Annotated in this window: 19 protein-coding genes; 10 read left to right on the top strand and 9 right to left on the bottom strand. The window is 65.8% G+C overall.

The window, feature by feature from the left end; translation table 11 throughout:
• Window positions 1-14: 14 nt before the first annotated feature.
• A complete protein-coding gene (gene miaA, locus V473_RS09675; protein WP_066603113.1) occupies window positions 15-959 on the bottom strand; it encodes a tRNA (adenosine(37)-N6)-dimethylallyltransferase MiaA in 945 nt (314 codons plus the stop codon).
• Between miaA and serB the strand changes: the two genes are divergently transcribed.
• The 3 genes from serB (at window position 958) to V473_RS09660 (ending at window position 3839) form a co-directional block, all read left to right on the top strand.
• Window positions 958-1833, top strand: coding sequence for a phosphoserine phosphatase SerB (serB, locus tag V473_RS09670; RefSeq protein ID WP_066603111.1), 876 nt, complete (start codon window positions 958-960; stop codon window positions 1831-1833). The genes miaA and serB overlap by 2 nt on opposite strands.
• Before the next feature lie 198 nt (window positions 1834-2031).
• Window positions 2032-2286, top strand: coding sequence for a hypothetical protein (locus V473_RS09665; protein WP_066603109.1), 255 nt, complete (start codon window positions 2032-2034; stop codon window positions 2284-2286).
• A 92-nt stretch (window positions 2287-2378) separates the two neighbouring features.
• Entirely contained in the window at window positions 2379-3839 is a 1461-nt protein-coding gene (locus V473_RS09660) for a L,D-transpeptidase family protein (RefSeq protein ID WP_244884364.1), read from the top strand.
• A 52-nt stretch (window positions 3840-3891) separates the two neighbouring features.
• On the opposite strand, the gene V473_RS09655 is transcribed toward V473_RS09660, so the two are convergent.
• Window positions 3892-4656 carry a MauE/DoxX family redox-associated membrane protein gene (locus V473_RS09655; protein WP_066605438.1) on the bottom strand — a complete coding sequence of 255 codons (765 nt, stop codon included), beginning with the start codon at window positions 4654-4656 and terminating at the stop codon, window positions 3892-3894.
• A 68-nt stretch (window positions 4657-4724) separates the two neighbouring features.
• Between V473_RS09655 and V473_RS09650 the strand changes: the two genes are divergently transcribed.
• Complete coding sequence (locus V473_RS09650) at window positions 4725-5108, top strand: MerR family transcriptional regulator (protein ID WP_066603103.1); 384 nt, start codon at window positions 4725-4727, stop codon at window positions 5106-5108.
• 66 nt (window positions 5109-5174) lie between these two features.
• Here V473_RS09650 and V473_RS09645 read toward each other — a convergent pair whose 3' ends face one another.
• From V473_RS09645 to V473_RS09635, 3 genes are read right to left on the bottom strand one after another with little or no spacing between them, the layout of a single operon-like run.
• Window positions 5175-5585, bottom strand: coding sequence for a Rap1a/Tai family immunity protein (locus V473_RS09645; RefSeq protein WP_066603100.1), 411 nt, complete (start codon window positions 5583-5585; stop codon window positions 5175-5177).
• Between the two features lies 1 nt (window position 5586).
• On the bottom strand, window positions 5587-6060 hold the full coding sequence (gene ruvX, locus V473_RS09640) for a Holliday junction resolvase RuvX (RefSeq protein ID WP_066603098.1): 474 nt from the start codon (window positions 6058-6060) through the stop codon (window positions 5587-5589).
• Window positions 6061-6092: 32 nt separating this feature from the next.
• Window positions 6093-7211 carry a DUF3089 domain-containing protein gene (locus V473_RS09635; protein WP_066603096.1) on the bottom strand — a complete coding sequence of 373 codons (1119 nt, stop codon included), beginning with the start codon at window positions 7209-7211 and terminating at the stop codon, window positions 6093-6095.
• Between the two features lie 132 nt (window positions 7212-7343).
• On the opposite strand from V473_RS09635, the gene gatC reads away from it, so the two are divergent.
• The 5 genes from gatC to V473_RS23520 all read left to right on the top strand — a co-directional run bounded on the left by gatC (window position 7344) and on the right by V473_RS23520 (window position 11626).
• On the top strand, window positions 7344-7631 hold the full coding sequence (gene gatC, locus V473_RS09630; RefSeq protein ID WP_066603089.1) for an Asp-tRNA(Asn)/Glu-tRNA(Gln) amidotransferase subunit GatC: 288 nt from the start codon (window positions 7344-7346) through the stop codon (window positions 7629-7631).
• Window position 7632: 1 nt separating this feature from the next.
• Complete coding sequence (gatA, locus tag V473_RS09625; protein ID WP_066603087.1) at window positions 7633-9117, top strand: Asp-tRNA(Asn)/Glu-tRNA(Gln) amidotransferase subunit GatA; 1485 nt, start codon at window positions 7633-7635, stop codon at window positions 9115-9117.
• Window position 9118: 1 nt separating this feature from the next.
• Window positions 9119-9466, top strand: coding sequence for a hypothetical protein (locus tag V473_RS09620; protein WP_066603086.1), 348 nt, complete (start codon window positions 9119-9121; stop codon window positions 9464-9466).
• Entirely contained in the window at window positions 9463-10968 is a 1506-nt protein-coding gene (gatB, locus tag V473_RS09615) for an Asp-tRNA(Asn)/Glu-tRNA(Gln) amidotransferase subunit GatB (protein ID WP_066603080.1), read from the top strand. The genes V473_RS09620 and gatB overlap by 4 nt, the downstream gene beginning before the upstream one ends.
• A gap of 79 nt (window positions 10969-11047) precedes the next feature.
• Window positions 11048-11626 carry a hypothetical protein gene (locus V473_RS23520; RefSeq protein ID WP_148648354.1) on the top strand — a complete coding sequence of 193 codons (579 nt, stop codon included), beginning with the start codon at window positions 11048-11050 and terminating at the stop codon, window positions 11624-11626.
• A 144-nt stretch (window positions 11627-11770) separates the two neighbouring features.
• Here V473_RS23520 and V473_RS09605 read toward each other — a convergent pair whose 3' ends face one another.
• The 4 genes from V473_RS09605 to V473_RS09590 all read right to left on the bottom strand — a co-directional run bounded on the left by V473_RS09605 (window position 11771) and on the right by V473_RS09590 (window position 19027).
• A complete protein-coding gene (locus V473_RS09605) occupies window positions 11771-14986 on the bottom strand; it encodes an autotransporter outer membrane beta-barrel domain-containing protein (protein WP_066603076.1) in 3216 nt (1071 codons plus the stop codon).
• Window positions 14987-15083: 97 nt separating this feature from the next.
• Window positions 15084-17531, bottom strand: a complete 2448-nt coding sequence (locus V473_RS09600) for a TonB-dependent receptor (RefSeq protein ID WP_066603073.1) — start codon at window positions 17529-17531, stop codon at window positions 15084-15086.
• Window positions 17515-18459 (bottom strand): FecR family protein, encoded by a 945-nt coding sequence (locus V473_RS09595; RefSeq protein ID WP_066603070.1) that lies wholly within the window; start codon window positions 18457-18459, stop codon window positions 17515-17517. Before V473_RS09595 ends, V473_RS09600 begins: the two co-directional genes overlap by 17 nt.
• 55 nt (window positions 18460-18514) lie before the next feature.
• Window positions 18515-19027 carry an RNA polymerase sigma factor gene (locus tag V473_RS09590; protein WP_066603067.1) on the bottom strand — a complete coding sequence of 171 codons (513 nt, stop codon included), beginning with the start codon at window positions 19025-19027 and terminating at the stop codon, window positions 18515-18517.
• A 132-nt stretch (window positions 19028-19159) separates the two neighbouring features.
• Here V473_RS09590 and V473_RS09585 point away from each other — a divergent pair, with 132 nt between their 5' ends.
• The gene (locus tag V473_RS09585; protein ID WP_066603064.1) at window positions 19160-20350 is read left to right on the top strand and encodes a serine hydrolase domain-containing protein; all 1191 of its coding nucleotides are present in this window, start codon (window positions 19160-19162) and stop codon (window positions 20348-20350) included.
• The last annotated feature ends 27 nt before the right edge of the window (window positions 20351-20377 follow it).

Here is a 20377-nt window from a genome sequence, read left to right as displayed (position 1 = left end):
TGACGGGTCAACCCCTATTGTTGTAATTTAATTACTAATTCGTCGGTAATTTTGGCATCTATCTCTCGTTCCTCGCGCGGCCAAGTCGGCGGGGGCTGGTTCGTGAACCAGGTATATTGGCGCTTGGCATATTGGCGGGTGGCCAGGGTCGCCTTCGCGATACAGCTGTCCAGATCGCTGTCTCCGCGCAGATAGGCGGCGATCTCCGGCACGCCGATCGCGCGCATCACCGGCAGGTCGGGGTGGAGGTTGCGGGTCAGCAGCGCCTCCACTTCGGCGATCGCGCCAGCCTCGACCATCTGCGCGAAACGGCGGTCGCAGCGGTCGACCAGCCAGTCGCGCGGCGGGCGCAGGATCATGGGGGCCAGGGTGATGCGGCCCGCGATGCCGCCTGCCTTATGCTGCTGCCATATCTTGAGCGGGCGGCCCGTCGAGCGCACCACCTCCAGCGCGCGCGCGATGCGGGTGGCATCGGCCGGGGCCAGGCGGGCGGCGGCTTCGGGGTCTTCGCGGGTTAGCGCGACATGGGCGTCGGCGACCGGCAGGGCGCGCACGGCGGCGCGGATGTCGAGGTCGATCTCCGGCACCGGGGCGATCCCGTCCAGCAGGGTGCGGATATAGAGGCCGGTGCCGCCGACCAGCACCGGCAGCTTGCCAGCCTCATGGGCCGCATCGATCTGCGCCTTCGCCTCGGCCGCCCAGCGCGGGGCGGTGCAAGCCTCCACGCCATCGATATGGCCGAAGAGGCGATGGGGGACGTCGCCCATTTCCGCCGCGCTCGGCCGGGCGGACAGGATGGCGAGGTCGGCATAGACCTGGCTGGCGTCGGCATTGATGACGATGCCGCCGGTGGCTTTGGCGAGCGCGATGGCCAGCGCGCTCTTGCCGCTGGCGGTGGGTCCGGCAATAAGCGCGGCGCGCGGGCGGGATTCGCTCGAAGATGGTTCAGGAGTGTGCATGTTCGTCGCGACCTTAGTGGCAAGTGATCGAATCGGGCAGGGGGATATTGCCGCCGCCGCTGATCGGTTGCGCAATGCAGGCTGCGAACCGGGCGATGTCGCATGGCTGGACGAGGGCAAGGCCGCCGATCTCTTCTTCACGATCGATCCGGTCGCGGCCCGCGCGGCGCTGACCGGCGTGGGCGACAAGGTGGACGTGATCGTCCAGCCGGTAGAGGGCCGCGCAAAGATGCTGCTGATCGCGGACATGGATTCGACCATGATCACCGTCGAGTGCATCGACGAACTGGCCGACTATGCGGGCATCAAGCCGCAGATCGCCGAAATCACCGAGCGGGCGATGCGCGGCGAACTGGATTTCGAGGGCGCGTTGCATGGCCGGGTCGCGCTGCTCAAGGGCCTGCCCGACAGCGCCATCGACCAGTGCAGGGAAGAGCGCGTGGTCATCATGGGCGGGGCCAAGGCGCTGGTCCGCACGATGAAGGCGCGGGGCGCGAAGACCTTGCTGGTGTCGGGCGGCTTCACCCGCTTCACCGGGCCGGTGGCGGACGAGATCGGTTTCGACGCGAACGTCGCCAATGTGCTGGAGATCGCCGACGGCGCCTTGCTGGGCACCGTGACCACGCCCATCGTGGACGCCGCGCGCAAGCGGACGGAACTGGAGGCGGCGATCGCGGGCGGGATCGACCGGGCGCTGACGCTGGCGGTGGGCGACGGCGCCAACGACATTCCGATGATTCAGGGCGCGGGGCTGGGCGTCGCCTATCGCGCCAAGCCGGTGACGCGCGCCGCCGCCGCCGCCGAGATCGTGCATAGCGACCTGTCGGTGCTGCTCTATGCGCAGGGCATCCCCTCGGCGGAATGGGCTGAGTAGGGCAGCGTGTTCCCGCCTACGCGGGAACACCTTCGTCTGCTTACGGCGGCTCGCCGCTGATCGGCCACGTTTCATCGTCATTTCGTTCGAGTAATGGATTTTATTCCGTGCCCGCACGTTGGGATCGAGCCGCATGGGTCGCGGCGAGGAGTCTAACGGCGCAAGGCGGCCTGCCGCCCAGGCGTTCAGGGAGTTTCTATGCACTATAAATATCTGGCCTTGGCCGCTGGCGGGCTATTGGCGCTCAGCGCTTGCGCCAAGAATGAGGCGCCGGTCACGGCCGCGCCGCCGGTCGGACCCGGCGCCATTGCCGGCACCGTCGCGGCCGATCGCGATGGCGACGGCTATGTCGATGGCTATTATACCGCCGATGGCATCTACCACGCCGTCCAGGGTCCGCCCTGCCCGCCGCCACCGCCACCGCCGCCGACGCGCCGGGGAGAACGCGGCTGATCCAAGCGGTTTTTCGGGCGCGGCGAGTTCGTCGCGCCCCTTCGCTTCGCCTGATCGCCTGTCTGCTGGCCGCCGCCGTAATTCCCCATGGGGTGCAGGCGCAGGGCGCCGCGGCCGACAAGGCCGCCCAATCGAGCGTCGCCGCCGAAATTCGCGCGGGCGTGAGCGGCAAGCTCAAGGATTTCTACAGCCCGCGCGGCTTCTGGCCGCTTTGGGTCGAGCAGGATCGCATCGGACCGCAGGCCGACGCGCTGCTGGCGTTGATCGCGGATAGCGAGGCCGATGGCCTGAGCCCGCGCGACTATGACGCGCGCGACCTCAAGCGCCTGATCGACGTGGCCGACACCGAGGGCAATACCAAGGCGCTGGCCCGCGCCGACCTCGCTCTGTCGCGCGCCTTCGCCGCGCTGGTCGCCGACATGCGCCGCCCGGCCAGGGGCGTGAAGATGCGCTATATCGACCAGGAGGCGGAACCCAAACCGCCCAGCCCGGCAGATGTCGTGCGCGCCGCATCGCTGGCCCCATCGCTCACCGACTATATCCAGACCGCCGGGTGGATGAGTGCGCTCTATATGCGGTTGCGCAGCGCGCGGGCGCATTATCTCGACACATGGGGCGGACTGCCCGCGGTGCAGATCCCCGAAGGCGTCAAGCTGCGCCCCGGCGGCAAGGCGCCAGAAATCACGCTGCTGCGCCATCGGCTCGGCCTGTCGGACGGCATCGCCTATGACAAGGCGCTGGCGGCGAAGGTGAAGGCGTTCCAGACCGACCATGGCCTCAAGCCCGACGGCGTCGCCGGCGCGATGACGATTGCGGCGCTGAACGACGGGCCGGACCGCTACGACCGGTTGCTGGCGCTCAATCTGGAGCGGGCGCGCGTCCTGCCCGGCCCCTGGACCCGCCATGTCGTGGTGGACGCCGCATCGGCGCGGCTCTGGTATTATAGCAAGGGCGCGCTGGACGGCACGATGAAGGTCGTCGCCGGGACGAAGGAAACGCAGACGCCGATGATGGCGGGGATGATCCGTTATGCGACGCTCAACCCCTATTGGAACATTCCGTCCGACCTGGTGGAGCGCAAGGTTGCGCCCAAGATCCTGAGCGGCGCGTCGCTGAAAAGCCTGCGTTATGAAGCGCTGTCCGACTGGAGCGCCAATCCTGCGCCGCTGGCGCAGAGCGCGATCGACTGGCGGGCGGTGGCGGCCGGGCAGAGCGAAGTGCGCGTGCGCCAGTTGCCGGGCGGCAACAACGCCATGGGGCGGATCAAGTTCATGTTCCCCAATGACCTGGGCATCTACCTGCACGACACGCCCCAGCGCGACCTGTTCGCCAAGGAGGATCGCCATTATAGCAATGGCTGCGTCCGGCTGGAGGATGCGCAGCGGCTGGGGCGCTGGTTCTTTGGCAAGACGCCGACGACCGACAGCGATGCGCCCGAACAGCATGAACCGCTGCCCCAGCCGGTGCCGGTGTTCCTGACCTATCTGACCGCCGTGCCGACCGCGCAGGGGGTGCAGTTCCTGCCCGATGTCTATGGGCGGGACGGGGAGTAGGACGAATTTGTAAACCCGTTCGCCCTGAACTCAGCCCGAACGGGTGCTGGCTTTAATGTCCGATCCCAGCCACCATCCACAGCGCCATCGCGATCATCATCACATTCTCGGTCAAGGACACGAACCCCAGCGGCACGGTGCTGCTACCGCCGACGCAGGCGCATTTGAGGTCGCGCTTTTCGACATAGACCGCCTGGAAGACGGACACCGCGCCGATGCCGCCGATGAACAGGGCGACAGGGATCGAGAGCCAGTCGAGCGTCCGCGTCAGCATCAGCACGCCCGCGCCCAGTTCCAGGAAGGGATAGACGAGGCCATAGGGCGGCAGGCGGCGGGCGAGCAGGTCGTAGTTCAGGAACATGGTCGCGAACCGGTCCACATCCTGCAATTTCAGCATGGCGAGCAGCATCATCGCGATCGCGACGAACCGCTCCAGCGTCATGAAGGACAGCAGCGGCAGGAAGGTCAGCCAGTTGACCGCCAGCGCCAGCAGCGCCGCCACGGCGAACACCGTCAGCACCGGCACATAGCTGGTCGCGTTGGGGTCTTTGACCTTGAGGCCGAGATAGCGGCGCAGATCGTCATGGCCGCCGATCCGCTGACCGTCGATGACGATTTGCGGCGTGGTCTTGACGTCATGCTGCGCCTTGAATGCGTCGGTTTCCGCGCGGGTCTTCAGCCAGTGATCGTCCACATCATAGCCATGGCGTTTAAGCAGCCAGCGCGCCTTGACGCCATAGGGGCAGATATGGCCGGGCATCACCATGCGATAGATGCTGGCGCTGCGTTCGCCGGTTTTGGGGTCGGGGCTGGTCATCTTGGCATCCTTGGTCATGGGACGGATGCGCCCCATATAGGGGCCGTATCATGGTACGGAGTCAAGAGATGAGCATGACGATTTCCACACTGGCCCGATCGGCCGGGGTACATGTGGAGACGGTGCGCTATTATCAGCGGCGCGGCCTGCTCGACACGCCAGAGCGGGGCGAGGGCGTGCGCCGCTATGGTGACAGTGATGCGCGGCGGCTGGGCTTCATCCGCTCGGCGCAGGGGGCAGGCTTCACATTGGAGCAGATCGGCGAGTTGCTGCAACTGGACGCCGGACAGGACCGGGCGCGGGCGCGGGCGCTGGCGGCGGATCGGATCGCGGCGCTGGACGCTAAGATCGCCGAATTGCAGGCGGCGCGGAGCGCTCTGGAGCGGTTGGCGCGGGAATGTCATGCGAGCGAGGAAGGGCCGTGCCCGATCATCGCGGCGTTCGAGGGGTGAGAGTGGAATAACAGGCGGAGTAGAGTCTACCTACCCAAAAGCGCCGCGCCCTTCTGCCAACCGCCCTCAGCGCTTCTTGCGGCTCTTCTTCTTCGCCGGCGCCTTGGCCGCACTTGCGCAGGGCCAGGCCTTGCGGATCGCGGCGAAGACCTGGGAGGAGGCGGATTTCTTGCGGTCGATCGGGTTCTTGCCCAGATAATCCACCGTGGCCACGCGCAACTGGTTGATCGTCACGTCGCCGGGGATGCAGCTTTTCAGTTTGTTGGCCTCCCGCGTCGTGTTGAACGCATCGACCGCGCCGCTGATATAGCCGACGCATTCATAGGATTTTTCGAAATAATCCTTGCCATCCTTGTCGGTCGTGCAGACGGCGTAGAGTTCGTCGCCGCTGTAGAAGCCGGCCTGCGCCGCGGTCGGCAGGCCCGCGCCGGTGGCGAGGAGGACGGCGTAGAGAAGATGGCGGGGCTGCATGGTCATCTCACTCCATTCCCGCCACCAGACCGTCGATCGCGCCCTGCAAGATATAGCTGGCGGCGAGCTTGTCGACCAGTTCGTCGCGGCGGGCGCGGCTGGCGTCGGCTTCCAGCAGGGTGCGGGTGACGGCCTGGGTCGACCAGCGTTCGTCCCACAGCAGCACCGGGCAGCCCAGGTCCGCGACATTATGGGCAAAAGCGCGGCTCGACTGGCTGCGCGGGCTATTGGTGCCGTCGAGGTTCAGCGGCAGGCCGATGACGATGCCCTTCACATTCTGCTGCGTCATGAAGGCGGCCAGGCCGATCTTGTCCTTGCTGAACTTGCCGCGCGTGACGGTGTAGGCGGGGCTGGCGATCGACCATTCGGCGTCACACAGCGCCAGCCCGATCGTTTTCGTGCCGACATCCATGCCGATCAGCCGTCCGCCCTGCGGCAGCGCCGCGCGGAAGGCCGCGCGATCCGTTGTAACCAGTGTCATGGCGTTCGCCCTGCCACGTCTTCAGACAAGAGTCACTTGCCGGTGAAAGCCGCCAGTCGTTTCTGCGCATCCTCGCGCACATTGCCCCAGAAGAGGCTGTAGTCATAGACGTGGTAATTGTTGCCCGGCAGGGTGAACGGACCCATGTCGACCGGCTCGCCGATCATCAGCACGCCGCTGGTGTCGCAGCGCGCGGGGACGATGCCGGTGAGCAGCTTGGGCGGCTGGCCCTGTTCGCGCGCGTCGAGCGTGCCCTTGTTGGCGCTGGCCGGGGCCGCGCCGTTGAACGCGCCGGTGATCGGGTTGGTGCAAAGCATGTGCGTGCCCTTGCGGGGCTTGCCGGTATAGCCGGTCTTGCGTTCGAAGCTTTCGACCACGGCGGAGGGATCGGCCGGTTCGGCATAGCTTTGCCAGCTGACGATGCAATGCGCCTGGTCCTGCCGGCCGCAGGCGGGCAGGCCGAGCGCGGGCAGATCCGCCTCCACCGATACTGGCCAACCCACGGCATAGACCGCGGCGATGCGGTCGGCGACCGGCTTGTCCGCCACCTGTTCGCGCAGCAGTTGCAGCAGGTGGCGCGACCCCTGGCTATGGCCGGCCAGGATCAGCGGGCCGGTGGGATTGGCTTTCAGGAAGGTGGCGAAGGCCTGGGCCACGTCGCGATAGGCGGCGGCCAATGCCTGGTCGCCGGCCGGCTTGTCGGTCAGGAAAGCGCCGTAATTGGCCTGGCGATAGCGCGGCGCCCAGACCGCGCCGGCGGCGTTGAAGGCGCTGGCCTGTCCCATGACGAAACGGCGGGCGGTGGCGTCCGCTTCCTTGTCGCCGATCCGCGCATTCCAGTGCGCGTCGCCAAAGGTGGTGATGTAGCTGGTCGGGTGGATGAAGAAAATGGCGGCCTTCTGGCTCGTCTTGGGCGTGGTGACCCCGGCGGGAGTCCAGAGCGCGACATTGTCCTTCACGATGTCGGGCCGCGCCAGCCACATATCGGCGCCGTCATAGGCGTTGGCGGGCAGCGGCTGGAGCCGGGTGAAGGCTTCGCGCGGCACCATCACCAGGCGGATGATCTGCATCCCCCATATGCGGTAGATGAGCAGCGCGGCGATCACCAGCACGACCAGAGCCGCGATGATATAGAGGAATTTGCGGGCCACCCATGCTCTCCGAAATTGTCGCCCTTGTCTGGCGCATGGGGCAGGCGCGCGCAAGAGGCGCTAAAGCGGCCATGCGGGCGGAGCCTGTGAAACGCGCTTGAAGCGGACCGGCGCGGGTGGTAGCGGCGGCCCATGTCGATAGACCTTCAAACCGTGAAAAAGATCGCCAGCCTCTCGCGCATTTCGGTGACCGACGCCGAAGCCGAAGCCATGGTGCCCGAACTCAACAACATCCTTGGCTGGGTGGAGCAATTGGGCGAGGTGGACGTCACCGGCGTAGAGCCGATGACCGCCGTCATCCCCAACCACCAAAGGCTGCGCCAGGACGTCGTCACCGACGGCAATGTGCGCGACAAGGTGCTGGCCAATGCGCCGCAGGCCGAACATGGCTTTTTCGCGGTGCCCAAGGTGATCGAATAATATGAGCAATCTGACTGATCTGACGGTCGCGGAAATTCGCGACGGCTTCCGCGCGGGCGATTTTTCGGCCCGCGAAGTGGCGGAAGGCTTCAACGCCAATGTCGCCGCCGCCAAGGCGCTGAACGCCTTCATCGTGGAAACGCCGGACAAGGCGCTGGAAGCCGCCGATGCCGCGGACAAGGCGAAGGCCGCGGGCGAAACGCTGGGCGCGCTGGCCGGCGTGCCGATCGGTATGAAGGATCTGTTCTGCACCCAAGGAACGCAGACCACCGCCGCGAGCCACATGCTGGAAGGCTTCGTGCCGACCTATGAATCGACCGTGTCGGGCAAGCTGTGGGCCGCGGGCGCGGGGATGCTGGGCAAGCTGAACCTCGACCAGTTCGCGATGGGATCGTCCAACGAGACGAGCTATTATGGCAATGTGATCTCGCCCTGGCGACGCAATGACGGCGGCAATGCCGCCCTCGCGCCCGGTGGGTCTTCGGGCGGTTCGTCTTCGGCGATTGCCGCGCGGCTGTGTCCGGCGGCGACCGGCACCGACACCGGCGGATCGATCCGTCAGCCCGCCGCCTTCACCGGCATTTCGGGCATCAAGCCGACCTATGGCCGCTGCTCGCGCTGGGGCATCGTGGCCTTCGCCTCCTCGCTCGATCAGGCCGGGCCGATGGCGCGCACGGTGCGCGACAATGCGATCCTGCTGGAGACGATGGCAGGATTCGATCCCAAGGATTCGACCAGCCTCGACCTGGCCGTGCCCCAGTGGGAAGCGGGATTGTCGAGCGACCTGCGCGGCAAGACGGTCGGTATTCCCAACGAATATCGCCCCGATGGCCTGAACGAAGAAATCTCCGCCATGTGGGATCGCGGCATCGCCTGGCTGAAGGATGCGGGCGCGAAGGTGGTCGACGTGTCGCTGCCGCATACCAAATATGCGCTGCCGACCTATTATATCATCGCGCCTGCCGAAGCCTCGTCCAACCTCGCCCGCTATGATGGCGTGCGCTATGGCCAGCGCGACCTGCCCGATGGCGCAGGCTTGCAGGATATGTATGCCGCCACCCGCGCCGCCGGTTTCGGGCCGGAGGTCAAGCGCCGCATCATGATCGGCACCTATGTCCTGTCGGCGGGCTTCTACGACGCCTATTATACCCAAGCGCAGAAGGTCCGGGGGCTGATCGCGCGCGATTTCGATTTGGCGTTCGAACAATGCGACCTGCTGCTGACCCCGACCGCGCCGAGCGCGTCGTTCGCGCTGGGCGAAAAGCAGGCCGATCCGCTGGCCATGTATCTGAACGACGTCTTCACCGTGCCGGCGTCGCTGGCAGGGCTGCCCGCGATGGCGGTGCCGGGCGGACTGGACGGGCAGGGTCTGCCCATCGGCCTCCAGATCATCGGTAGGGCGCTGGACGAACAGACGGTTCTGAACGCGGGTCTGGCGATCGAGGAACGGGCGGGCTTTACCGCGCGGGCGGACAAGTGGTGGTGATATGAACCTCGCTAGTGCAGGAGATTGGATCGCTTGGGCTGGTGTCGTGCTTCCGTTGTTGGTTCTTGCTTGGTCCGCATGGCAATATGTTGCGCTCCAAAGGCGCGAAGAAGCTAGGCAGAGGTTCGACAAATTTTTCCGCGTAATGGAGAAAATCGGCGAGCAACAAGGATCGATAGCTGCAAAAATAGCGGCGGTTTACGAGTTAAGAAAATATCCTGAATATAAAGAGTTGATAGTCCGACTTTGCAATGATGCTGCACCGCGAGTTGTTGGTGATAATGCAATCATGTTGAGGCGCGAATTTGAACTCACCAGCCAATTTTTTGAGAATGATGGCGAGATATGACTGAATCAACCTATCGCATCCAGGGCGCAACCGGCGAGTGGGAGGTCGTGATCGGCCTGGAAGTCCATGCGCAGGTGACGTCGAACGCCAAGCTCTTCTCCGGCGCCGCCACGGCCTTTGGAGCGGAACCGAACACGCAGGTCAGCCTGGTCGACGCGGCCATGCCCGGCATGTTGCCCGTGCCCAATCAGGAATGCATTCGTCAGGCGGTGCGCACCGGCATGGCGATCGACGCGCAGATCAACAAATGGTCGCGCTTCGACCGCAAGAATTATTTCTACGCCGATCTGCCGCAGGGCTATCAGATCAGCCAGCTCTATCACCCGATCGTGGGCGAAGGGCAGGTCGAGATCGTGCTGGACGAAAAGAACCCCGACACCAGCACCAAGGTCATCGGTGTCGAGCGCATCCATGTCGAGCAGGATGCCGGCAAGCTGATGCATGACCAGCATCCCACCAGTAGCTATGTCGACCTCAACCGGTCGGGCGTGGCGCTGATGGAAATCGTGTCGAAGCCCGACATGCGTTCACCCGCCGAAGCCGGGGCGTATCTGGCGAAGCTGCGGACGATCCTGCGCTATGTGGGTAGCTGCGACGGCAATATGGACCAGGGGTCGATGCGCGCCGACGTGAACGTGTCCGTGCGCAAGCCCGGCGAGGAATTTGGCACCCGCACGGAGACGAAGAACGTCAACTCGGTGCGCTTCGTGATGGCCGTGGTCGAGCATGAGGCGAACCGCCAGGTGGACGTGCTGGAAGCGGGCGGCAAGATCGTGCAGGAAACGCGGCTGTATGATCCCGACCGCAACGAGACGCGGTCGATGCGGTCGAAGGAAGATGCGCATGATTATCGCTACTTCCCCGATCCCGACCTGCTGCCGCTGGAACTGGACGATGCGTTTCTGGACGCGTGCCGGGCTTCGTTGCCCGAACTGCCCGACGTCAAGCGCAAGCGGTACGAGCAGGCGCTTGGCCTGTCCGCCTATAACGCCGCGACGCTGACCGCGGACGCCGACACGGCGCGCTGGTTCGAGACGCTGGTGAGCGAGGCCGCGCGCATCCAGGGCAAGGGCGAGAGCGACGTCGCCAAGGCGTCGGCCAACTGGCTATTGTCAGAACTCTATGGCGCGCTCAACCGGCTGGGCAAGACGTTGGACACCAGCCCGGTCGGCCCGACCGACGGCGCGGAACTGCTGGCGCTGGTCGCCGATGGCACGATCAGCGGCACGATCGCCAAGCAGGTGTTCGAGATCATGCTCGAAACCGGCGACAAGCCCGGCAAGATCGTCGAGGAAAAGGGGCTGAAGCAGACGTCCGACACTGGCGCGATCGAGGCGGCGGTGGCTGAGGTGCTTGCCCGGAATGGCGACAAGGTCGAGCAGTATCGCGGCGGCAAGGAAGCGCTGTTCGGCTTCTTCGTGGGACAGACGATGAAGGCGATGCAGGGCAAGGCGAACCCACAGGTCGTCAACGAACTGGTGAAGAAGGCGCTGGCGGGCTGATGCTCCGGCGTCGCACCGCCACATTCTGACTTGAGTAGACGCTGAAATTGGCTTTCATGGTCCTGGGCGCGGAGGGACCATGAAATTTCTATCATGCTTAGCATCGGTCGCGCTGGTTCATGCTGCAAGCGTGGAAGCGCGACCTAATTCGGCCGAAGGGGATACGGTTTCGGCGTCAGCCGATGCTGCCTTGAAATCCGGGCACGTCGATAGTGGAACCATCACGACATCTATCGATTTTCCGCTTGAATCTGCAGTTGGTCCGGTTCGCGCCGGTCTGTTGTGTCTTCCCAAAGGCACGGTACGCGGCAAGGATTTCGTACGATCACAGCGAGATCTGGCGAGGATGGTGCGACAGGCCGCGTCCGAACAGAATGGCACCGGCCGGGCGTTTGCCGATTTGCAAATCCATTTCCAGGGACTTCGGGTCCAGCTGTGCGCCAAGTCATGGGGTGTCTTTGGTATGGGCGATACTCAGGCGCTTTCGGGCAAGGCGGATTTTGTTTTCGCTTGGTCGCGCGGACCCGGCACGCCTGCTGAAAAACAGGTCTTCCGGCTTCAAATCGACCTTAGCAAGAATGACGCGATGCCGCCTGACGACATCATGCGGGAAGCGCTGAACCGGCTTCTGCTCCAGATCAGCCAAGGTTCGCAGTAGCTGCCCACAGAAAAGGGGCGCCGCCGGGGGGCCGGCGACGCCCCTCTTTTATGTCCGGCGCCCTTGGGGAGGGATATTGCCGGAGCGGAAGGGACGGACCGGGAGGGTCTGTGGGGTGTGGCCCGTCCTTTCACCTTCAAGACGTCACAGGACGAAGTTAACCGTCGCCCGGAATGAGATGGCGACGTGATTTTGTTGCTCCTCCGCGCCAAATTCGCCGCCCACGCGGAACGTGTCGGTGCCGCCATAGAGGCGCGCGCGGCCGGTCCAGCCATTGGTGCGGTCTTCGGCGACCAGGGTGAACTGGTCGCCATCCTTGAAGGACGCGCTGGTGTCGCCCAGCGACCCGCCCACAATCTGTCGACGCCCGCCTTCCAGTTCCAGCCGGACCCAGCCATCCGCCTTGTTGAGGCTGCCGAAGTCGTAGCCTGCGGTCACTGTGCCGTTGGCGGTCAGTTCGTCGCTGGTGCGGCCCAGCACGGTCAGGTTGAACGCATCGCCGCCGCCGCTTTCGCTATAGCCATTCTCCTTGAGCCGGTAATAGTCGATGCCGACCGCGGGACGCAGGCCGAAACGGCCCATCTGCCACTGATAGGAAGCCCCGGCCGTGCCGGACAGCAGCGTGCCGTTCCAGTTGCCGTTCGCCGTGCGCACGACATCGCCGCTTTCGAAATGGCGGCTGCCGTCGAACTTGATGCGCGCGGCCGACAGGCGGGCGAAGCTGAGCAGCGGACCCCATTGGCCGCGCCAGTGCGCCGCCAGTTCGAACTGGTCGGAATCGACCGCATTGTTGGAACTGCCGCTGCTGTCGCTGCCATGGATATAGGCGAAGGAACCGCCGAACGCGCCAATGTCGCTCAGATATTCCAGGCCGCCGCCCGCGCCCCAGCCGTTGATGTCGTAGGAGGCGGTGCTGCCCACGCTTTTGGCGCTGCCAAAGGCGACCTGTTGCAGCCAGAAGCCCAGACGGCCGTCCTTGGTGCGGTAGATGCCATTGGGGTCGGACAGGATGCGGGCGGTCGCGCGCGATCCCGACGTAACGGCTTCGAAGGTGCCGCCGGCATGGTCGGGCAGCATCTGGCGCAGATTGGCGGTCAGCGTCGATCCGTCGGTCACCGCCAGATAGGCATCGGCCACGTCGGCGTCATTGTCCAGCGCGTTGAAGATCGCCGAATAGGCGCTGGCGGTCGATCCGCTCAGGCCCAGTTCCGATACTGTCTTGGCCGCGATCGACAATGTGACGGTGCCAGCCGTGCTGTCGCCCGCGACGCTGCCCTTGAACATATAGGGCAGCAGCGTGGTGGCGCCGAGCGTCGGCGATCCGGTAAGCGATCCGGCGCGCACGATGACATAATCGCCTTCCGATCCGCCCACCTGGGTCAGGTTGACCTTCACCTGCGAGCCGGTGGCGAAGCTGGCCGCGCCGGCGACGTCATAGACGGTGTTGACGCCGGTGGCGGCGTCGATGGTGACGCCGATCGTGGAGGTGCCGCTGGCGGCGAGCGAAGCGAGCGCCACGGCGCCGCTATTGGTGGCGTTCAGCGTGCCGCCGTTCAGCACTGCCGCCATATTGCCCCCATTGCTGATCGCGCCCGTCAGCGACGAGGCGCCGCCCAGCGTCAGCGTGCCCGCGCCGCCGCCGAAATCGATGCCCCCGGTGACGGCGGCGGCGTCCGCCAGCGTCAGATTGGCATTGCCCGCGCCAAAGGCGATGTCGCCGGTCAGGCTGGACGTGCCCGACAGCGAGACGCTGTCATTCCCCGCGCCCAGGCTGAGGTCGCCGGTGATCGCGCCGGCCGATACGGTCAGCACGTCGTTACCCGATCCCATGCGGATGTCGCCGATGATGCTGGGGGCGGTGGCGGTGGAGGAGGCCAGCGCCTGAGTCACGGTGACGCCGCTGCCATTGGCGCTCAGATCGATCGCGATATTGGTCGCGCCGCCGTCGGCGGATATCGCGCCTGTATTGCTGAGGCTGGATAGGGTGCCGGACGAATCGAGAATGGCGATGGCTGTACCATCCTCGTCGCTCGACGCGCTCGCGCCGACCGTACCGCTGACCTTGATCGCATCCACCGAAGCGCCGGCGTCGATCAAGATGCCGCGCGCGCTGGTGTTTTCCAGCGCCGATCCGGTGGCGCCCACCGCGCCGCTCACCTCGATCGTGCCGGTGCTGGCGCCCGATCCGAGCCGCAGCGCGGTGGCGTTGCTGTCATAGGATATCGCCGCGACCGTGCCATCGACCAATATGCCCTTGGCGATGGTCACGTCGCCGCCCAGGCCGCCCACGACCAGGCCGTTGGCGTCTACGCCGTCATAGATGCCATAGCCGGCGATCGCGCCATTGACAATCAGGCCATAGCCTGAACTGTCGGCCGCCACCGCGCCGATCGTCGTGGCGCTGTCGGCCGCGCCGACCTGCACCGCTGCGGCCGATCCATAGGTGACGACGGACGCGGCGCCTTCGGTGCTGTCGGTCAGGCCGTCATCATCGATGTCGGTATCGTCCTCGTCATCATCGTCGCTGGCGGTCGGCGGCACGTCGAAAATGACGCCGCCGGTGACATTGCCGGCAATGACCACGGCCGATCCGCCCTGGAGCAGGTCGTCGGCGTCCAGATCGTCCGTATCGGTCGGCCGGGTGGTGCTGCGATAGCCGGTGCTGACGATCGTGCCCTGGATCTTGAGCGCGCCGTCGATATCGCCCAGCAGCGCCGCGCCGATGCTGTTGGCGCCCAACACCGACGTCGATCCACGCAACGTCACGTCGCCGGTGACGTCATTGGCCAATACGCCATGGCTGTTGTCGCCAACGACCGAAATGGCGCCGCTGGTGGACAGGTCGCCCGTCAGTGCGCCGTCCAGGCGGATGCCCGCCGACTGGTTGCCCTCGATCGTGATTGTCCCGCTATGGGCGATGTCGCCGATATGGCCTGCGCCGGACTGGATCCAGATGCCCTTCTTGTTGGCGCCTTCGGCGAACGCGCCGTCGATATCGCCATCGTCGTCTTCATCCTCTGCGCTATAGTCTTCCGTCAGCGTGATGGTGCCGCTGTTGGTGATATTGCCGGTCGTTCCCGGCGCGATCAGGATGCCGGTCACATTATCGGCGTCGTTGATGGTGATGGCGCCGGTGTTCGACACGTCATTGTGGCTGTCGACCGTGACGGCGGCGCCGCTGGTGAGCGTGATGGAGCCGGCCGAACCGATGGTGATGTCGTCGGCCGCGCCGCTGGCTATGGTGGAGGTCTTGACGGCGGTCGTGGTGGCGGTGCTGATGGTGGTCTCTGCTGCCGCGTCGGCCACGGTAAGGGCCACGAGCACGGGCGCGATCGCCGTGCAGGCCAATAGATGTCGCATGATGTCTCCTCTGCGTGTCGCGCTGTATCAAGTGCGCGCGTGCGCATGGGACGACGCCGGACCGTGGCTTCCGTCAGGCGATGCGATGAATGGTTGTTCAGAAAGCGAAATCGACCCCGACACGGATGGTGCGCGGGCGCAGCGGCGTATAATAGTCAGTGCGCAGGTCGAACGGCGTGCCCAATGAAAAGCGATTGCCATTGCTATCGAGCAGGTTGGTCAGCGACAGGGAATATTGCACGGGACCGCGCGTCAGGCTGGCGGACAGGCTGGTGTCCACATAATCGCCCTGGGTCTGACCCAATATCGGGCCGACACCCAGCCGCGACTTGCCGACATAGCGGGCCGAACCGGACAGATGGAAGCGCATGGCGTCGCCCACTTGCGCATTATAATCGACAGCGATCCGGCCGCCCAGATTGGCGACATTGGGCAGGGTCAGCGACCGGCCGTCATAGGATAGCGCGCGAATATAGTCGTTGGGCTGGGTCAGGCGACTGTCATTATAGATGATGCTGCCGTCGAGCGTGATCGCCGGGGTCGGCCGCACGACGATGCGCCCTTCGACCGTATAGATGCGCCCGTCGCCGATATTGGCCGTGGTGGGCAGGCCGATGCGGTCGGTGACGTCGGCCTGGATGTTGCGCCAGTCGGTATAGGCGATGTTGGCGCTCGCGGCGAAGAGGTCGCGGCCCGGCACGCCCTTGCGCGCGCCGATCTCCACGGTGGACACGCGGTCGTTCTGGAATCGGCGCACCCGCTGGTCGTCGACGGCCAGGCCGCCGGGGCGAAAGCCCTGCTGAAAGCGGGCGTAGAGCGTCACGTCGGGGATGGCGTCGGTCAGAATCGAGGCCGAGGGCAGGAAGATCGTTTCGCTGCGGTCGGCCTGCGCCTCCGCCCGCGCCAGTTCGCTGTCGGAAAGCGCGGCGACCGGATCGAGCGCCTCGCCCGACAGGCGGCTGTTGGTCAGGCGCCCGCCAAAGGTCGCGATCAGCCCCTTGACCGGCTCGAAGGAGGCTTCGCCGAACAGGGTCGCTTCCTTGACCATGTTGCGCACGCCGGTCGCCGGTGCGGCCATGCCGCGGCCGAACATCGCGACGCCGGGGATGATGACGGGCTGCATCTCGGCGGTGCCGAAGGAGGTGAGCGATCGATTGAGGTCGGACGTGCTTTGCAGATAGGAGGCGCCCAATATCCAGCCCAGCCCATTGTCCAGGTCACGCACCAGCCGGTTTTCGGTCGTGAAGATGGCGACCTTGTTGCGCTGGCGGAACAGGGCGGGTGGCCCGCCCGGCTGGGTCGCGTCATAGCTTTCGGCCAGGACATGGCGGACATAGCCGGTGGACGACACGAAGCGGAGATTGTCCCACTGTTTCTCGATCCGCAGGTTGCCGAGCAGATAGTCCGATTGATATGGCTGGGCGACGGCGGAGGCGCGTTGCAGACGCCCGACCGACCGGGTCGCATATTGGGCGTCGTCGCCGTCTATATGCTGGTAGACGCCATTCAGGTCGATGGTCCAGTCGGCGTCGGGGGCGAAGCGCAACGCGGCGCGGCCGCCATAGGTCCGGGTGCGGTTGACGTCATCCTTGCCGCGATTGACGTCGTCGATATAGCCGCCATCCTGCACCCCATAGCCCACGACGCGCAGCGCCAGCTTTTCCGACACGATCGGCAGGTTGAGCGTCGCACTGATGTCGCCGCCCGGATCGCCATGCTGGGTGGCGGACAGGCCGGCCGACGTTTGTCCGCCATATTGGGCCAGATTGGGGGCGTTGGGCATGACGCGAATGATGCCGCCCAACGATCCCGCGCCATAGAGCGTACCCTGCGGCCCCTCCAGCACCTCGACCCGGCCGACATCATAGAGCTTCAGGTCCGGGTCGGGCGCGGCATAGTTCAGGCGCATGTCGCCCAGATATTGGCCGGTGGTCGCCTGGGTCGGTCCGGCGACCCCCGAATCCGCGATGGCGCGGATGAACAGCTTGTTGCGGCCCGCGCCCGCATGGGTGGAACTCAGGCTCGCGACGCGCGCCAGCAAAGTGGCGGTGCCGCCCGCCGCCTCCGCCGCGCTGAACAGGCCGCCATCCAGCGCCTCCACCATGCCGGCATAGCGGGGCAGGGGCGTGTCGCGCTTGGAGGCGGTGACGATGATTTCTGCGGCGGGCTGTTCGGCGACCGGGGCGGCCTGGATCGGGGCGGGCGCGGCGGATGGCGAGGGGCGCACGACGCGGGCGCGCACGATGCGCCAGCCATTGTCGCCAATCCGCTGCGCCTTCGCGCCGCTGCCCTTTAGTAGCTGTTTCAGCGCGGCTTCCGCGCTCATCCGGCCCTGCACGGCGGGGGTGCGGATGCCGGCCAGCGACTGGTCCGACATGCCGATGCTGGCGCCGGTTTGACGGCCGAGCACTATCGCCGCCTCGCCCAACCTGCCGGGGGCGATGCTGATAGCCTGTCTTTCCGCCCCGGATGCGGGCGTTGCCGTCGCTAAGACGATCGCGATTGCGGGGGCGGTGACGATAAGGAGGTCAGCTCTGCGGCCCATTCCCTTCCTTAGTCGGCCCTTCCTGCAAGAGCCAGCCATCGCCCCGCCGCACGGCGGTCAGCCCCATCAGCGGCGCGGCCTGCGCAAAGAACAGCGCCGGATCGCGGTCCAGCCGGATCGTGCCGGTAAAGCGCATCGCCCGCGCGCCCGGCGTCACGGTCAGCGTGACGCCCAGCGATCGGCCGATATCCTGGCTGATGTCGCCCACGGCGGCATTGGCATAGACCAGCCGGCCCTGGCGCCAACTGGCGACCGCGGCGGGGGCGATGTCCATGACGCGCAGGCCCTGCGCATCTTCCGCCAGCGCGCGGCCGGCGGGCAGGGCGATCGCTTCGGCCTGCGGATTGTAGATCACCTTGCCTTCGGACACGCCGATGCGGGTCGCGGCGTCGGTATGGACGATGTTGAATATCGTGCCGGCATCTTCGAACACCGTATCGCCCACGGTCACGCGGAACGGGTTGGCGACGTCATGGCGCACGGTGAAGGCGGCCTCGCCCATATCGAGCGCGGCGAAGCGCGCGTCCTTCCGGTCAAAGCGCATCGTCGTGCCGCCATTCAGTTCGACGGTGGTGCCGTCGTCCAGTGCGATCACGCGGGTTTCGCCGGGGCGGGTGGTGACGCTGTAGATATCGCTGCGATTGAGGACCGCGATCGAGACAGTCGCAACCAGTGCGGCGGCAATCGCGCCGCCGCCGATCCAGCGCAGCGGGCGGCGCGTGCGCACGCCCGGATCGTTCGCCGCGACCGGCATTACGACGGGTTCGGGCGGCAGGATGCTGTCCAACTCGCTGTCGGCCAGCATCATCGCGTCATAGGCCGACGCATGGGCAGGATCAGCCTCCAGCCATGCGGTGAAGCCGTCCCAATCGGCAAAGTCGGGATCGCGCGTGCGGACGACCCAGCCCAGCGCTTCCTCGTTCATCATGGCTCCAGCCCCGTTTCTTTTGCGCCCCGTACTAGGGCAGACGCCGCCAGCCTGCTCATTCCGTATCCAGTGTCTGCTTGAGCGTCAGCATCGCCCGATAGGCCTTTTGCAAGTCCTTCTCCACCGTGGTCAGGCTAACCCCCAGTTCGTCGGCGATCAGGCGCTGGCCGACTCCCTCGATCCGGAAGCGGCGGAACACCATTTCGACCCGCGGCCCCAGGTCGCGCAGCACCGCGCGGGCCTGGTCGAGTTGTTCGTTGAGGACCATGCGGTCGTCGACGGCGATATCTTCGGTCGGGTCGGCCATCACGCCGCCCGCGCCCTCCGCCCAATCCTGTTCGCGCCGCTCGCGCCGGGTGGCGGAGCGATAACGGTCCAGCATCAGATTATTGGCCATGCGATAGAGATAGGGCAGCGGATCGGACACCGGGCCAAGATCCTTGGCCTCCAGCTTCATCCACATATCCTGCAACAGATCCTCGGCATCTTCGCCCGCCCCACGCGCGCGCAGAAAGCGGAGCAGGGCGGCGCGGTTGGCCATGAAGATTGCGGAGAGGCCGGTGGCCATGCCTGTGGTGGTCCAGTGTAAGCGGTTCTGGCGCGTTGCCATAGAGGGGCGGGTGGGGTCTTGGCAACGGCCAAGCTGTTTACCTGTCGGCGTCGCTGGGTTAGCGCGGACCGGCACGACAAGAGGATCGGCATGACGGATGGTGTAGACAGGGCGGCGTGTCAGGCCGCGGGGATGGACGCCAACAGGCTGGAGGCGCTGGTCGGCTTTCTGGACCGCACCTATCTGGCGACCGGCAAGCTGCCGCACATGCAATTGTTGTTGTCGCGCGACGAACGGCCGCTGGTGGCGGTGACGCGCGGCGCGGCGCGGGCGACCGGCGAACCGCTGCGCGACGACGCGCTGTTTCGCATCGCGTCGATGACCAAGCCGGTCACGTCCGTGGCCTTCATGATGCTGGTGGAGTCCGGGAGGGTCGCGCTCGATACGCCCGTCACCGACGTCATCCCCGAATTTGCCGACCTGCGCGTGGGGCAGGCCAATCGCGCCAGGCCCAAACGGGCGATGCTGATGATCGACCTGCTGCGGCATACGTCGGGCCTCACCTATGGCCTGCAACGCCAGACCCCGATCGACGCGCGCTATCGCAAGCTGGGCCTGGACGAGTTCCAGCAGAAGCGGACCTCCGACCAGTTCGTCGCGGACCTTTCCACCCTGCCGCTGGAATTTTCGCCGGGCGACCGTTGGAATTATTCGGTGTCGACCGACGTGCTGGGCGTGGTGGTGGAGCGACTGTCGGGCATGGATCTGGAGACGGTGTTCCGCACCCGCATCTTCGATCCGCTGGCCATGGTCGATACGACTTTCGTCCTGCCCGATGACAAGGCGGACCGTATGACGGACGCCTGGCGGCTGGACGAGGCGGGCGGCCTTGCCATCGCGGACATCGGCGCGCGCAGCGGCTGGCGGCGGACGGGGCGTTTCCTGTCGGGCGGCGGCGGGCTGGTCTCGTCGGCGGCGGACTATCATCGCTTCGCCCGCATGTTGCTGCGCGGCGGCGAGTTGGACGGCGTGCGGCTGCTGGCGGCGGAGACGGTGGAGCAGATGCGCAGCAACCAGTTGCCGGGCGGTGGCGACCTGTCCACCATGTCCAGCGCGATGTTCAGCGAAGCGGATTATCAGGACGTCGGCTTTGGCCTGGGCTTCGCCATGGGCATGGAAAGCCAGGAATATTATTGGGGCGGCGTCTTTTCGACCTATTTCTGGATCGATCCCCTCGCACGGCTGATCGGCATTTTCATGACCCAGCATCTGCCATCCAGCACCTATCCGGTGCGCGCCGAACTGCGCGTCGGCGTGGCAGGGGCGGTTCTACGGCGATAACGGCGCAAGGTTCCAGCGAAAACGGCT

The sequence above is a fragment of the Sphingobium cupriresistens LL01 genome (genome assembly GCF_001046645.1).
GTDB classification, from domain to species: Bacteria; Pseudomonadota; Alphaproteobacteria; order Sphingomonadales; family Sphingomonadaceae; genus Sphingobium; species Sphingobium cupriresistens.
Note: the sequence above shows the minus strand (reverse complement) of the source record. Positions and strands in the feature narration are given on the sequence as shown.